At 44.8% G+C, this 15989-nt stretch carries 9 protein-coding genes; all 9 read right to left on the bottom strand.

Going from position 1 to position 15989, the window contains the following annotated elements:
• On the bottom strand, positions 1–5502 hold a 5502-nt coding region (locus tag ACE1CD_RS07725; RefSeq protein ID WP_374822907.1), incomplete at its 3' end, for a DUF4347 domain-containing protein.
• A 205-nt stretch (positions 5503–5707) separates the two neighbouring features.
• Positions 5708–7198 carry an Hsp70 family protein gene (locus ACE1CD_RS07720; RefSeq protein WP_374822904.1) on the bottom strand — a complete coding sequence of 497 codons (1491 nt, stop codon included), beginning with the start codon at positions 7196–7198 and terminating at the stop codon, positions 5708–5710.
• Positions 7199–7268: 70 nt separating this feature from the next.
• Positions 7269–8414 carry a nucleotide exchange factor GrpE gene (gene grpE / locus ACE1CD_RS07715; RefSeq protein WP_374822901.1) on the bottom strand — a complete coding sequence of 382 codons (1146 nt, stop codon included), beginning with the start codon at positions 8412–8414 and terminating at the stop codon, positions 7269–7271.
• A gap of 23 nt (positions 8415–8437) precedes the next feature.
• The gene (locus tag ACE1CD_RS07710; protein WP_374822898.1) at positions 8438–10009 is read right to left on the bottom strand and encodes an Hsp70 family protein; all 1572 of its coding nucleotides are present in this window, start codon (positions 10007–10009) and stop codon (positions 8438–8440) included.
• Positions 10010–10034: 25 nt separating this feature from the next.
• Positions 10035–11564, bottom strand: coding sequence for an Hsp70 family protein (locus tag ACE1CD_RS07705; RefSeq protein ID WP_374822895.1), 1530 nt, complete (start codon positions 11562–11564; stop codon positions 10035–10037).
• 242 nt (positions 11565–11806) lie between these two features.
• Positions 11807–12193 carry an oxalurate catabolism protein HpxZ gene (gene hpxZ / locus ACE1CD_RS07700; RefSeq protein ID WP_374789706.1) on the bottom strand — a complete coding sequence of 129 codons (387 nt, stop codon included), beginning with the start codon at positions 12191–12193 and terminating at the stop codon, positions 11807–11809.
• A 122-nt stretch (positions 12194–12315) separates the two neighbouring features.
• Positions 12316–12540, bottom strand: coding sequence for a hypothetical protein (locus tag ACE1CD_RS07695; protein WP_374822892.1), 225 nt, complete (start codon positions 12538–12540; stop codon positions 12316–12318).
• A gap of 102 nt (positions 12541–12642) precedes the next feature.
• The gene (locus tag ACE1CD_RS07690) at positions 12643–14421 is read right to left on the bottom strand and encodes a tetratricopeptide repeat protein (RefSeq protein ID WP_374789703.1); all 1779 of its coding nucleotides are present in this window, start codon (positions 14419–14421) and stop codon (positions 12643–12645) included.
• Between the two features lie 116 nt (positions 14422–14537).
• Entirely contained in the window at positions 14538–15956 is a 1419-nt protein-coding gene (locus ACE1CD_RS07685; protein ID WP_374789702.1) for an amidohydrolase, read from the bottom strand.
• Between the last annotated feature and the right edge of the window lie 33 nt (positions 15957–15989).

The following is a 15989-nucleotide window of genomic DNA, read 5'->3' as shown; positions in this document are numbered from 1 at the left end:
TGCACTGGGATTAGCTAAGGTAAGGGTAAGGTTTTCGTTGCCTTCTACTAAATTGTCTTCTGTGATGGGAACGACAACAGTTTGGCTGGTTTCATTAGCAGCAAACGTGATAGTTTTAGTGGCGCTATCGAAGTCTGTACCACCACCTGTTGCTGTGCCATTAGCAAGTTGTACATCTATATTAGATGTACCTGTGGTAACTCCAGTTCGGTTTAAAGTGATGGCGACACTAACTACTGTTCCGTCTTCGTTGACTTGATAGTTTGCTCGATCGAATTCAACGCTGCTGTCGTTATCGATGATTTCTAATGTGGCAGTATTTTGTGTGCCTATTGCTGTATTTGCACTGGGATTAGCTAAGGTGAGGGTGAGGTTTTCATTGCCTTCTACTAAATTGTCTTCTGTGATGGGAACGACAACAGTTTGGCTGGTTTCATTAGCAGCAAAGCTAATCGGAATGGTGCTGTTGGTGAAATCTGTGCCACCTGTTGCTGTGCCATTAGCAAGTTGTACATCTATATTAGATGTGCCTGTGGTGACTCCGGTTCGGTTTAAAGTTATGGCGACACCAACTACTGTGCCATCTTCGTTAACTTGATAACTTGCTTGGTCAAATTGGATGCTGCTGTCGTTGTCGATGATTTCCAGATTAGCAGTGTTTTGAGTGGCGCTGACAGTGTAGTTTGTGCCGTTGCTGAGGGTGAGTTGTACCGTTTCGCCAGGATCGATCGCATTATCATCGATCGGCACTACATTTATAGTGGCAGTATCTTTTCCAGCCGCGATCGTCAAACTGCCGATCGCAATACTATCAATATTCGTACCAGCAGCAAAACTGTAATCGGCGGGATTGTTACCAGTACCGGCGGGAGTGAAGTTGATGGTTAAACCGCCAGTTGGTGCTGGACTGCTCAACTTAACATTTAATGTGCCATTTGTAACACCCTCTTCGTTAGGATTGGTGCCAGCAGTAATGGAAACTTCTGGCGCTTGTACTGCACCGCTGATATCGAAATTGAAGGGATTTTCGTCGGCATCGTTGTTGCCAAAAGAGATATTTCCGTTGAAAGTGCCTGCGTTGGCGGCATCGAGTTTAACTGCAAAGGTAGTAGAGTTACCAGCCGCAATGGTGGTGCTGCCGAAGGGACTCGCTAAGCTGAAACCAGTACCTGTGAGGGAAATTGTATTTAAGGTTAAGTCATTAAAACCTGTGTTTTTGACGGTAAAGCTTTTGGTAATCGCAGTACCCAGAGGAGTAGTGCCGTAATTAATGCTACCCGTGTTATCTGGAATATTGGTAGCAGTTTCCCATACTTGGATTTCTGGAATGTTATTGCTATAGCCAAGGGTGGCGGCTTGTTTGCGGAAGTCGCTGGCGTCGTTGTCAGTGTCTGTGGCGTTGGGAACACGCGCTACGGCTTGATCTCCAATCGCGGTTGCAGCACCGTTGGGTGCGCCGCCACCGAGTTGCACTTGGTCAATTACCGCTCCGCCAGGATCTTTCAGCACTATAGTAATGCTGTTGCTCATCTGACCGGAACTGGATACATTACCCATTACCAGATAATCGCCTGTTTTGGTGTTGGTGAAGCTACCGCCACCGCTACCGATGTAGTTGGATTTCTGAAATGCGCCGCCAGCAATCAGGGTGCCGGTTACGGGAGTGCCATCGAGGAGATGGATGGTGGCACCTGTCAGGTTGAGTCCGTCTTTGGCAATGTAGAGTTCTACCCATTCGTCTACACCTTGGCTGATGGTACCTCCCCCCGGTGTACCGTTGAAGTTGTTGGTACTCCAGTCTTGTTGGGGGTCGGTGACAATTTCGTTAATCAGTACTGCGCCTGGTGTTATTGGTGCGGTGACGAGTACTCCTTGGCTGAATTCTGAGGTGTTGTTGCTGGGGTCGGTGGCAGTGGCAGTGATATACTGACCGGCAGCCACCGCAGTTGCGAAATTGGTTGTGTAGCTGGCGTTGCCGCTAGCGTCAGTGGTGACGGTGGTGGAACCCAGCAATGTCTGACCTTCACCATAGCCAGTGGGATCTAAGGTTGGGTTACTGAAGAATTGGAGTGTGAAAGTGGTACTGGCGGTGCTGTTGAATGTGCCTGCAATACTGGTGCTGCTGCCGTTGCTGGTAGCGCCGGTTAAGAGGGGGTAATTTTGGAGGTTGTTTGCGCCTGTGTCGGTGTCGCCGGTATCGTTGGCTTGCACTCCGTCATTCCCTAAGTCGATTCCTAATCCGGTGTTGGAGAAGATGGAGTTACCGAGTATGGCGTTACCCGTACCGGCAGATGTCTGAATGGATACTCCGTCAGCAGAACTAAATGCGATCGTATTACCTGCACCGGCAGTTGTGGAGCCGATCGCATTATTCGCCGCATTCGAGAAAATCGCAATCCCGTGACTGCTATTCCCCAGAGAACTTGTGCCATCGGCTTTTGTGCCGATATAGTTGCCGAGTACTTGGTTTCCCGTGGCGGTGCTGCCAGTAATGCTAATCCCGCCTGAGTTGTTGCCGGAAATGATGTTCCGTGCTGCTGCGGTTGTCCCTCCGATCGTATTGTTGAGTGAATAGATGATTATGCCGCTAAAGGTATTGCCCAAATCAACATTGCCGTTGATATCAGTGCCGATATAGTTTCCTTGTACCTGATTGTTGCCAGCATTGATGGCAACACCGTAATTATTGCCCGAAATAATATTACGCGCCCCTGCTGTTGTTCCTCCGATGATGGTATTGCTGGCATCTGTACGCACACCATTGCCGTTGTTTCCTAAAATAGATGTGCCTGTGACATCAGTACCGATTAAATTGCCGAGTATTTGATTTCCCGTGGCAGTAGAGGCAGCAATCCAAATACCCATTCCTGCTCCAGCGCCAGTGTTGCCGGAAATCAGATTACCCGCGCCTACCGCCGTTCCACCGATAATGTTGTTAGGAGCATAGATAATTACGCCGGCCAATCCAGAGTTCCCTAAGCTGGCTGTACCTGCGGCATTGGTGCCGATGTAGTTGCCTAGAATCTGGTTTCCCGTAGCGCTAGGGTCAACAATGAATATACCGTTGTTGTCGTTGCCGGAAATGAGGTTGCGCTTTGCTGCTGTCGTTCCGCCAATTGTGTTGTTGGGGCTATTTATCTGTATGCCGCTGAATGTGTTGCCTAGATCGATTGTACCGTTGACATCGGTACCGATGTAGTTGCCTAGAATTTGGTTGCCTGTGGCGCTGTTGCCTAAAATGAGGATACCGCGGGCGTCGTTGCCGGAGATGAGGTTGCGGGTGGCAGCTGTTGTTCCGCCAATTGTGTTGTTGGGGCTGTTGTCGATTAGTATGCCGTTTTCACTATTGCCTCGATCGATCGTACCGTTGACATCCGTGCCGATATAGTTGCCTTCAATAACGTTGTTGCCATTAGTTTGTAAAAGAATGCCGTGAAGCTTGAAGCGATTGATTGCCAAACCCCGCACTGTGCTGTTGCCAGCAGTAATCGTGAGGCCGCTGGTAGTGGCTCCCGCATTGGTTCCGTTCAGTTCGATAATGGGAGTGGTGGTAAATCCGGGTTGTGTCGTGCCGTCAATAATGGCTGACTGAGTGATAGTGGGTAAGGCTGAGGTGGGTGCGATCGTTTGTTTACCAGAACCGATACTGAAGCGAATCGTATCTTGGGGATTGGCGGTAACGGGATTAACGTTGATATTGGCGAAATTCATGGCAGAACGCAGACTACCGATGCCGTTGTTATCGTTGGTATTTGTTACGACATAGGATGAGGTGGCTTCGTAAGCACCGATGTCTGCATTGCTACCGCTGTTGACCCCGCCGACTCGTTTCCCTCCCCGCTGGTCGATGGTCGGTGCATCGGTGTTGTTAGCGGCATTGATGGCGACACTACCAGCAATCAATGCGTGAGTTTGAGTCGATCCGCCGTTATTAGCTAGGGTAGGATTGAGTACGCTTCCGGCAGCAACACCTGTAATATCGCTACCAAAACCGCTGCTGCTACCAACGTTGCCAATTATGTTGGCATTATTGCTGGTGAAAGTTCCCGAAACATCGGCGTCGGTAGTTGCAGTATTTCCAATGACGATCGAGTTTTTGACGGTAACAGTACCGCTTTCTACAAAAATTCCGCCGCCAGTACTGGAATTGGCTTTGTTATTAAAAATCGTGCTGTTGACAATATTTAATGTTGCGGAATTACGGTTGCGGATAGCGCCGCCTTGAGCGTTACCTATACCGCTGCCGTTATGAATATTGCCGCTAATGGTGGTATTAGTTAGGTTTAATGTGGCACTCGCGCCATCATTTTCGATCGCACCTCCCCCGTCAACACTCCCGCCATCACCTTGGGCAGTGTTATTACTGATAGTGCTGTTTTGGATATTCATGGTGCCAAAATTGGCAATAGCACCGCCATCATCAGCAGCAGCGTTGTTGCGTATAGTGCTGTTGTTGATATTGACTGTACCGCTAATGTTGGATATGGCACCAGCATCGGGTGCGGAACCACCCGTAGAACCAGTGACGTTTCCATTTTCAAGGGTGACGTCGTTGAGAGTTAGTTTGCCTGAAGATCCTCCGATCGTAAACAGGCGGAAGGTTGTTGAGGCGCTGTTGTCTCGTGCGATCGTCGCGCCGTTGCCGTTGATGGTAATTTCAGAAGTAATTACCGGCAGACCGCTATTTCCCCAGTCGATACCGCTAAAGTAGTTGTATGTACCTGATGTCAGAGTGTAAGTGCCGCCTACTAAGTTAATGATGTCCGCGCCTGGGTTAGTAGTTTCATCGTTGGCACTGCTAATAGCATTAATCAATCCAGTAACGTCACCAGCAGCAACGTTGAAGGTGGCTAAAACTCCTTGATAACCAGCTATTCCCTCTGGTTGAAATGCCAAGGAAGATTCGATATTTCCGGTAGCTTTCTCCAGTTCCCAGTCGCCACCTTTTGCCCAATTTCCCGTCAAATCGTCGGATGCGGCAATATCCGCACCCGTTAATTCACTGAGTTGTTGCAAGAAGGAGACCCCACCCCCCTGCCCCCCTCCCCGCCACGGGGAGGGGGGTGTAGTATTCGCCCCTTGGCTGGGGAGGAGAGGGGATGGGGGTGTAGGATTCGCCCCCTGGCTGGGGAGGAGAGGGGATGGGGGGGAGAGGTCTGCCCCTACGTTGCAACCGTAGAGAAAGATATCAGCATTACTATTTAGGGAATTCCGCCACTGTTGCAATTGATTAGCATATAGGTGGAGATTTTGCGAGTTCAATTGTGAGTTGCCGAATTGCAAGCTGCCGGGGCTGCCGTGGGAGACTATGTGAACTGCATTTATATTGTGGCGAGCAGCTAAAATATCACTTATTTGATTTATTTCATCCCCCGTAGGGTAGATAATAATTACATCTGTTCCCGGTGCAACTGCCGCTGCAAGGCTTTGATAATCGGGAACTGTCGAATCAATGAAGACAATAGAATTTGGCTCATTATTGGTATTGATGTTGTCTGGCATAGCGAAACCTTTTATCGACAAATTCCCGACACAAATAACAATTATTTCTATCAATTTAAAGATAAAAATTCCGCAATGCCGTTCCCGAACTTAGCAAAAGTTTATGAAATCTTGATAACTTACTTATAAGTATGTAATTATACTGATTTGCGAATTTAAGTAATTTCAATGATATAGCCGATCGCACAATCCAGGAGAGCAAAAGTTAGGCAAATTTGAGGTTAGCAGCTTTCCGCATTCCTTCAACTTCCACTATTACCGACAGCATTTGCGATTCGCTGACATTAAACGTTACCCAAATATCTAGTTCGCCTTGCGGACGTTTGGGTAGATCGGAAATGCCGATCGTACCTATAAAGGTGTTGTTTTTCACGCTGGCATCGCACCCTTGGTAAATGTTAATATCAAGGCTTGTTTGATAGTCAGATGTGGTACTGAAAACCTGAGTTTGTTGGCATGGAGTTTTGCGGTTAGCCGCTATCAGCGGGTAGAATTTGTTATCTTTGATTTCGACGCCGAGAGCGTGACTGGTGCGTGTGCGAATTTCAATATTTCTACCAAAAACTTCTGGGTTATCTAAATAAGCTGCATATATAGCTGCACCTTCTGCCACGCACAACCACGGGTTAGTATTTTCATACACTTTTGCCGCGCCAATGATGTCGCTGACTAACGATTTTATGCAGGGGATTTTGCTAGAACCGCCTACGAGAATGACGCGATCGACTTGCTGAGGCGGCATATTTGCTGTCGCCCACAATCGCTCCATTACGCGCTGAATTTTATTTATATAAGTTTGAATGCAAGTTTCAAATTCCGAGCGCGTTACGATAGTATCTATATGTCTACCAGGAATAATATCAGTCACAGTAATGTACTCGGTTTGGGTAGCACTTAAAGTATGTTTGGCTTCTATAACTTGCTCCAAAATCTTCTGTCTGGCTTTGCGTTCTTCCAAATCAGCTAAACCATCTAGAGTTAAATCGGCTTTTTCGAGCAAAAATTGAAATAAACATTCATCAAAATCCATACCGCCGAGTCTGTCGTCGCCAACCGTAGCCAACACTTCAAAAAGCAGCTTTTCTGGCGATTTATCCAGTCGGAATAAGGTCAGATCGAAAGTACCTCCACCCAAGTCGAATACCAGAATATTTTCGGCAAATTCTTTGGCATTGCTAGATTGCACAATCTGCCAAGCGTAAGCGAGAGAAGCGGCAATTGGTTCTTGGATTAAACCGATACAGTTAATATTAGCAAGTTCGGCAGCTTTGCTCGTATTTTCGCATTGGTGCGCTTTGAAATAATAAGGTACTGTCACAACTGTAGCGCGACTGCGAAAAAGATTGCTTGGGCATTTTTCGGCTACATCTTTGTATAATCTCTCTAATATTTTTGCAGATAATTCTATTGGTGAAAATGCTTGTCCGGCGAGGACAATTTTTTGAGAAGCATCATCCATATAACGTTTGATACCGATTGCCATATTTTCTGGGTAAATCAAGCCTCTCCTGAAGGCAACTTTTCCCACTAAAAGTTCGTTTGTTTTGGGATCGAGGTAAACAACGGATTGCAGGGTATCTTCGCCAGTACGAGTTTGATATACTCTTGGCCCATGCCCATCCCAGCGTGCGATCGCACTAAACGTAGTCCCCAAATCAATCCCCAGAACTGGATTTAGATCGTTGTCAAAAAGCATATGTCAATTTTGGATTTTGGATTTTGGATTTTGGATTTTGGATTGCAAGCAAATTTATGCAATCGCTATTTTAATTCTTGACGACAACTACTTGTGCAGTCCGCAGTACTAAAAATTCTTTTGAGTTTTGACTTTTGAGTTTTGACTTTTCACTTAAATACTCGTATCCTTGGCGAATTACTTCTTTGATATATTCATTTGGCAAGCTCTCATCGGCTTGAACATCAAATGGCTCGTGAAGAGTATAGTCTATCGGTGTTTTAGTTTTAACTTGCATGGGATAAACTTGCACTTGCTCTAATGCGTGCAAGAGATTTAAGTGCAAATTATGATATATTTTAAACCAATCATCCAGTTTGGTTGACCAAGTTGGATTTTCATCTTTCAACTGCTCGACTAACGGCTGAGAATACCTCTGTCCGCTCTCTATTCCGTCAACGATTGGCAAAACTTTTTTTTCCACAAAATTTAGCCAGCGCTGCTGCCGTCTTTCTGCTAATTCTCTGATTTCGGCAATACACTTGTAACGCCGATCGCCAATTTCTTTAAGTTTTTTAGCAAGCGTTTGACTTGCCGATTCTTGGTTTGTTTTCTTACTCAAAATATCGATTAATTCTGACTTGCTAATTCTGGGTAACTGTCGGTTGGGGGTTTCAGTTTCGTAGAGTTCTCGTGCAGGTTCAACAAGTCGTGCCAACATCCTATCAATAATTTCTATACCCTCATATCTTTTTTGCAGTTTCTCCTGCACGGGGACTGGTAACTCATTTTTCACTTTCCGATATTCAGGAAATAACTTGTTTTGGCAAAGTTCCACTGTAGATGCGATCGCATCAAACAAGATTACCCCTCTATGCGCCCAATGTTGAGCTTGAATATAGCAATCATTAAGCTGTTGCTCATCAGCTTTGTAATTTTTCTCCTCTTCTTCAACTAACTTAGCAATTAGCTGCATTTTGTCAACCGCACCGAGGGGTGGGTCATGAGTTTTTCCCCGACTCTCCCACTCCCCCACTCCCCCGCTCTCCCCCACTCCCCCATTCTCCCGCTCCCGCAGACGAGACGCCTGCGCTACTATCTGCTGCAAAATTTCCAGAATTTTAGCAACCTGATTTTCTAATCCTGAAATTCTGCGATCGAATTCCTGTAATTGCTTCTTCAAAGCAGAGTCACGACTGCCAAATCTTTTCTTCCTCACTCTAACTTTTCGCGCCATTATTCCAAATACCCCTAGCGAACTCAATACTTTTTAATTTCCAATCCGCCGACGGAACTAGAACTGGTTGCTTTCACTTTCAGTAAGTTCTGCGAATCGATTTCAAAAGTAACTTTCACACGTTCCTCACCTCGCGGTTTCGGCGGTATTCCTGTTAAGAAAAACTCGCCGATACAGTTGATCTCATCAGTACCCACAAATTCCACCCACTTATCGCACTGATAGACAGAAATGCGTAACTCAGTCATATCATCTCGCGAGGTAGTAAATTCTTTACTAACTGCTAAAGGCTCATTAGGTGAAATTTTGAGACCTTTTTCTATTAAACAACTAAACTTACCTCCTTGCGTGGCAATACCCAGGAAATGGGTCACAATATTTTGGATGCCCACGATGGGAGGTTTGGCAAACTCATCTCTACTTATATCTGCATCTGATTGCACGTTCAAAGTTGCAGCAAAAATGGCAGCGCCACGCGCTACAACCGTATCCGGATCGGTGTCCGCATAGGGTTGTTTGCCAAACATTTCGGTCAGCATTTCTTGCACTAAGGGTACTTTAGTAGAACCGCCCACTAAAATAATGCGATCGATATCTTCTATAGTTAGTTTGGCACTAGCCAACGCTCTTTGTACGGCATCTTTGGAAAGCAGAATTAATTCCCGAATAGCGTCATTAAATTCGCTGCGGTTGATTTCGATATCCAGGTTGTAGACATTGCCGGATTCATCTTTAATTAGATTGGGAATGCCAATTTGTGCAGTCTGGGATTCCGTAAGTTCCCATTTAGCAGTTTCAGCCACATCTTTGAGTTTTTGTTGTGCTGACCGCAAAACTTTCACAGAAATTCCTTGGTCTTTTTTTAAATCGAGAATATCGATATTTGATATTTCTTGGAACTTGGAGGCAGCAATTGCCATAATTTGTCGATCGAAGTCATCACCACCCAGTTTAGATACGCCTTCTTTAGCTAAAATTTTAAACTCAGCTTGATTATTTTTGGTTGAGTCTACCTGGAGAATAGAAACATCGAAAGTGCCGCCGCCCAAATCGTAAACTAAAATAGTTTGGTCGCGTTCTTTCTCCAAGGCATAAGCGATAGCAGCAGCTACCGGTTCCTCTAATAAATAGACCACTTCCAAATTAGCCAACTTACTCGCTTCTAGAGTAGCTGTTTTCTGGGCGTCATCAAAATTGGCGGGAATACAAATCACTGCCGCACGGGGAGTACCCAGCAAATCTACCGTACCTGCTTGTTGGGCACTATTAACTAATTTTGCTAAAATTTCCGCAGTAATATCGATAGGGGTGTAAACTTTTCCCGGTAAACCTTTAAACTCTTTTGTCCAATTTTCTCCCATTTCGCGCTTAATAGAAGCAACCGTATTTTCGGGGTCGAGAATTAACCGATTGCGTGCTGCTTTTCCTACTAATATTTCGCCATCTGCACGCACACTAAAAACTGATGGCAGGGTTTTATTGCCGTCGATCGGGATTATCTCAGCTTCTCCTTTGATAAAAACTGCGATCGCAGAATTGGATGTACCCAGATCGATGCCGACAATATAGGGACTGTGTTTGGGAATTATAGTCATTTTAAAGTTTGGGGAATTGGGTAAATTACCTACTGTTAATTTGCGCCATCTTTGTTTGCGCTTCGCCACTTTTGACTAAAGCTTCTACCGCATTTAAGTCTACAATACCTTTATTTTCTCTAGCGTTTTCGATAATAGATTGGCTTTGCGATCCAGGTGGCAATTGTACCGCCGTGAAGTGGATGATACCATCAGCATCTAGGTCGAAAATAGCGGCAACAGGCACAATTTCCGACTGCGGTGGCGATACTGGTAAGGAAAGTATGCCAAGATAATCGTTGTAGTTGGGGTCGGTATTTTCGCCGCGAAAAACGGGTATGTCAATTTCGTTTTGCAGGGGGCGATTAGTGTAGCCAATTATACCGCGCTTGCAAGGATAGGTGGTTTGTCGGGGAACGATCGGCTTGAAAACTAACTCTTCCTTGTAGTTGAGCATGGAAATGCCCAGAGAATGCGCCGTAACATCAAACACATCGAGAGAAACTTCATCGGGTAAGGAAAGATTAGCGGCGGCGATCGCAGCACCGTGGGCCACTACTTCGTCCACGCGATCGCTTGTGTAAGGTTCTTTGATTTCCCTCGCGACAATTTCCCTCACGGCGCGGTTTTTGGTGGAACCGCCGACGAGAATAACGCGATCGATATCTTCCGGTTGCAAACGCGCATCTTGCAAAACCGATTTCATGCAATTGACTGTGCGTTGCAATAGCGGTGCGATTAAATTGTTGTATTCAGAAATAGAAAGTTCCAATTCCAACGCATGACCCAAACAATCCGGAATTGCGATCGTAGCAGAGTCACTTACAGAAAGTTCTATTTTCGCAGTTTCAGCAGCATCTTTGAGGCGTTGTCGTGCGATAATTCCCAAGCGGCTATTATCGCTTTGCAAGTCAATTCCCGTTTGAATTTTAAACTGTTCGCTAGCCCAATTTATAATAGTTCGATCGAAATCATCGCCGCCCAAATTAGTATCTCCGCCTACACCTTTGACCTCGAAGCGATTGCCTTGCACGCGCAAAATTGACACATCAAAAGTGCCGCCACCCAGGTCATAAACCATAATAGTTTGGTCTTTACCTTTATCTAAACCGTAGGCGATCGCTGCTGCGGTAGGTTCGGGAATGAGGCGCAATACGTTCAATCCCGCCAGTTCGCCAGCGCGTCTGGTATCTTCTCTTTGCGCGTCGGTAAAATAAGCGGGAACCGTAATTACAGCGTCGCGGATCTCTTCACCCAGCGTTGTGCGCGTACTTTCTACAATTCGAGAAAGCACCATACTGCCAATATCGACAGGAGATAAAGATTTGCCACCGACATTGTAGAATTTGTGGCGATTTCCCATGAAACGCTTTGCCGAAGCGACGCTGTTCGCAGGGTCTAGCAATAACCTTGATTTGGCGGTACTCCCCACCAATATGCTGCCATCTTCCCGCACAGAAACTACAGAAGGTATGGTAGAACGACCGTCAATTGCAATAGTTTGTACCACTCCTCGGCGAAAGATAGATACGACAGAATTTGTCGTTCCCAAGTCGATTCCAACAGCGTATGTCATTGTTCTTGCCTGTTTAAAAAGGGGCTACGAAAGTCAAAAGTCAAAAGTCAAAAGTCAAAAGTCAAAATAAAGAAGAAACGCTTGGACTACAAGCTCGGTAAAATAAAAAAGTCAAAATTTAAAAAATCTGTACTTTTTACTTTTGACTGCTAACTGTTACGAGGTAAAGTCCCAACTGTAACACAATAAATAATACCAGAAAGTTGGGAAACAATGAACAATGAACTATTAACAATTAGCAATTAACCATTAACCATTAAAAATGAAACGTGGGCGCTAACGATGCGCCACCCTTCTTCAGTTCTCATCCAGGTTTGACTTTGGCGTCCGATCCGATCGCTTGTTGGCGGTCGCTTAAATTCTGTATTTACTGTGGCGAAATCTCGTCCGTAAGTTGTGACAATTGTATTCAGCAACACTCTTTCTAAATTAGCGGGCGATCGGTTACTGCGAAAATTGGCGATCGCATCATAACCGTATAGATTTTCCGTTACTCCATAGCGCACAACTTGGGGACTTTTCCAAAACAGTTCGTCAAGGACAGCAACGTCATTGCTAATCAAGGCTTTTTCGTAACGCTGAAATGCTACTGTCACCTCAGCTACCACATCGGGAATGTTGATTTCCATATATTGAAAGTCAAAAGTCAAAAGTCAAAATTAATTGTAGTTGTAAGGTGCGTCAATTAGCATAATTTGCCGGATAATCATTAATTTTATCGCTCTGACACACCCTACGCAATCTGAGTTTTTTATTCAGGAAAAAGGCGATATGTCGGTGTTGGAAAATCGGTTGAATTGTCCTCTTCTTCCATTTGTTCCTCAAACTTTTCGATTAAGCGATCGCACTTTTCCAGCAAGGCTTTCTCCTCTTCGGGAGTAAATCCTTCTTCCGCAGCTGTGGGAATTGGATTTTTCGGATCTTCGTCATCATTCGATCGCGACTTATCTGTGCTGTCATTTTCCAGAATCATCATAAAATTCCTCTTTAGGTTGAGATGCTTGGGCGAGAAACCGGGTTTCTTACTCATTCCAGTCCAGAGTTCTAGATATTTCCTTAACAAACCCGGTTTCTCACTTTACCCAAGTATGACATTAAAAGAAATACAAACCCGATCGCTATCGCCGCTAAACGGAATTGTAGAATGCCAGAAATAGGAGGGAAAAAGAACCAGCAACCCTTCTTCTGGTTTCACAGTATATTTTTCTATTTTTTCTTGTTCTTCTACCTTGGGAAACAGATTTCCAAAACTCAAATTGCCTTCACCATGATTATTTTGTTTCACAGCATCCGGAATTTGAATATAATAAACGCCGCTGACAAAACTTTCCGGGTGAATATGGGAATTCTGAAATCCTTCCGGTTCCAACACTACAGCCCAACCGCTCAATTTCCATTGCGATGGAAGTTGAGAAAAATAACCATTTTTGGCATCGGTGACGAATTTGCTTAAATAATCGCGAATATGAGTATTTACCATTTCCTGTAATGCTACCATAACTGGTGTGCGATCGGTAAATATTTCGTAAGTTTGCCGACCTTTGTTTATCGGTTTCCCCATCCGATCTTTCAGTAAAGTAGGGTGATTGTAGATATAGTTTTTTAAATCAGCATTGTAAGCACTTAAATCATCCCATCCTGACAATCGATCGAATTGGTATTTCGACACCAATCCGGAGTAATCAAAAATCGATAAAGCTTCATCCGCTTTATCTCGTTCTTGCAGCGCTAAACCGAGATGCGCGTAGGCTTTAACATTTTTAGGATCGATTTTTCTGGCTCGATCGAATTGTGCGATCGCTCCCTCGACATCGCCAGTTTCCCGCAAACCAATCCCCAAATTCACGCAAGCTTCAGCCGAATTTGCGTTGATTTTGAGAATATTTTGATAAACTTTTATTGCTTCATTCCATTGAGATTGCTTAGCGAATACCTCACCTAAACCCGCCATTGCTTTGAGAGATTTTGGTTCTTGTTTTAGCGCCTTATTATAACATTCTACCGCTTCTTCATTTTGTTCTTGTTGATTCAAAATAAAACCGATGTTAATCTGAGTATCGGGATTCTTAGGCTCTAACTTAGCAACTTCTCGATAACAAGCAAGCGCCACATCAACTCTACCTTGTTCGTAGAAAACAGCACCGATATTAGAAAGAGCTTCTGTAGAGTAAGGATTCATTTCCAAAGCTTTTTGATAAGCCGATTGTGCCGATTTCAAATCGCCTCTCCGATAAAATGCCATCCCCAAAGATGTGAGCGCTTCAAAGAAATTTGGCACCACCGATAGACCTTTTTGGTAAGATGCGATCGCTTCATCTAACAAACCAATTCCCAAAAATAAATGCCCCATCGCCACATGAGCGCGTGGATGTTGCGGATTCAAAGTCACCGCGTTTCCAAAAGCTTCGATCGCTTCCTTTACCATCCCTTTTTCTGTGAACGCCACACCCAAATTAAAGTGAGTCTCCGCATATTTGGGATTAATTTTTCTGGCCTTTTGATAACATTCAATAGCCTCATCAACTTGCCTTTTTGTTCTGTATATATTTCCCAAATTATTTAAATATCCCACATTTTCCGGTTCCGCATTTACAGCAGCAGAAATGAGACCGATCGCCCCTTTTTCATCACCTCTTTGCGACTTGAGCAAACCCAAACCATTCAATGCCTTGGGATTTTTTGGTTCCGACTGAAGTATTTGTTCGTAAATAGTTTGTGCCTGCGCCAATTGTCCGCTTTTGTGCAGCGACAGCGCATAAGATAAAGCATCTGATGGCAAATTATTGTAGCCGCCAAAAATACCTTGACTACCCTTATCTTTATTTTTCGCCGCTTTCCGTCTTTGTTCTCTATTCATGAATTTTTATCCTCGCTCTAGTCGAAATTGAAATTTATTTCTTTCGCTTGTCATTTTTCAGTTGTCATTAATTATTGTTTATTTTCATTAACTAATGACAACTGACTGCTAACTAATTAAGAATAACCGCTTTTTTCTGACAATCCCATCACCTTACGATAACGAGCTTCAATTTCATCAAGCGTTTGAGACTGACGATTTGTCACCCACTGGCTGCGATCGAACAATTCCTTCCTTAAATTATCCACATCAATAGCTGTCACTTGCCCATTCGCAACAATTTTTTTACCATTCACCCAAACGCTGTCAACTACCTGAGTCGGACGCCCCAAAATCAACAAACCAATCGGGTCGGTGCGCGGCAACAGCGACAAATTGGTAAGATCGTAAAGTACAAAATCAGCTTTTTTCCCCACAGTCAGCGAACCGAGTTCATCTGCTACGTTCAATCCCTTAGCACCGCCGAAAGATGCCATTTCTACAGATTCACGCGGCGTTATCCAATGCTGATAATCTAAATCAGTAACGTTGTGGAGGAGAGAACCAATTTTAATAGCTTCTAGCAAATCCTGCGAATCGTTACTGGCAGAACCATCGCAACCAAAAGAAACATTTACTCCCGCTTGCCGATATTTCAAAATCGGTGCGATACCGCTACCCAAGCGCAGATTGCTGAGGGGATTGTGTACAACAGTAGATTGAGTTTCTGCCAAAATAGCGATATCGTCATCGGTTAAATGAACGCAGTGCGCTAAAGAAGTGCGCGGACTGAGATAGCCGAGCCTTTTCAAATGTTCGACGGCGCTACAGCCGTATTTTTCTTGCGCGAGCAATACTTGAGCTTTCGTTTCCAGCAGGTGAGAATGGCGGCAAAGATTGTAGCGATCGCTCAATTCTACACACCCAGTAAACAAAGCATCCGAACACAATTGAATTCCCGTTGGCGCAACCAAAATATACACCCCTTCCGACGGGTTGTGAAATTTATTTACAGCATCTTGTATTAATGCTAAAGTTGCGCTTGTCGAGCGAATATAAGCATCGTGTTCCTGTTCCGTACCCCCAGAGGGAACGCCAGCCGTCAGAGATTCATCTTGAATGAGAGGGGCAACAAAAGCGCGGATACCAACTTCTTTGTAAGCGCGAACCGCAGTTGCAATAGTTTCAATTTCTTTCCCAGGAATCAAAACCAAGTGATCGACAACGCTTGTACCTCCAGACAATAAAGTTTCTACTGCCGTACCCAAAGCAGTCAAGTAAATATGTTCGATTTCCAGGGGTATAAAGTCGTACAGTTCCGCCAACCACAATTCCAGCGGAACGGGACGAATTGCTCCTCGCTGCCACATTTCCGAGGAATGGGTGTGGGCGTTGACAAAACCTGGGAGTAGCAGTTTGTTTTGACAATCTACAACAGTACCGATCGCCTCTAGATGGGGGGCGATCGCCGCGATGCGATCGTCCACCACTTGCACATCAACGGTAGAGTAACCGCGATCGACCGGAATCAAAGCTTGCTGGAGAGTAAAAGTCACGCAATTTACCTTGAAATTAAGAATTTAGAAAAT

The organism is Aerosakkonema sp. BLCC-F183 (assembly GCF_041929145.1).
Classification (GTDB): domain Bacteria; phylum Cyanobacteriota; class Cyanobacteriia; order Cyanobacteriales; family Aerosakkonemataceae; genus Aerosakkonema.
Note: the sequence above shows the minus strand (reverse complement) of the source record. Positions and strands in the feature narration are given on the sequence as shown.

Excerpts from the sequence above, each read along its gene's own strand:
- ACE1CD_RS07720 (WP_374822904.1), bottom strand. The coding sequence starts at position 7,198 with ATGCTTTTTGACAACGATCTAAATCCAGTTCTGGGGATTGATTTGGGG.
- grpE (WP_374822901.1), bottom strand. The coding sequence starts at position 8,414 with ATGGCGCGAAAAGTTAGAGTGAGGAAGAAAAGATTTGGCAGTCGTGAC.
- ACE1CD_RS07710 (WP_374822898.1), bottom strand. The coding sequence starts at position 10,009 with ATGACTATAATTCCCAAACACAGTCCCTATATTGTCGGCATCGATCTG.
- ACE1CD_RS07705 (WP_374822895.1), bottom strand. The coding sequence starts at position 11,564 with ATGACATACGCTGTTGGAATCGACTTGGGAACGACAAATTCTGTCGTA.
- hpxZ (WP_374789706.1), bottom strand. The coding sequence starts at position 12,193 with ATGGAAATCAACATTCCCGATGTGGTAGCTGAGGTGACAGTAGCATTT.
- ACE1CD_RS07695 (WP_374822892.1), bottom strand. The coding sequence starts at position 12,540 with ATGATGATTCTGGAAAATGACAGCACAGATAAGTCGCGATCGAATGAT.
- ACE1CD_RS07690 (WP_374789703.1), bottom strand. The coding sequence starts at position 14,421 with ATGAATAGAGAACAAAGACGGAAAGCGGCGAAAAATAAAGATAAGGGT.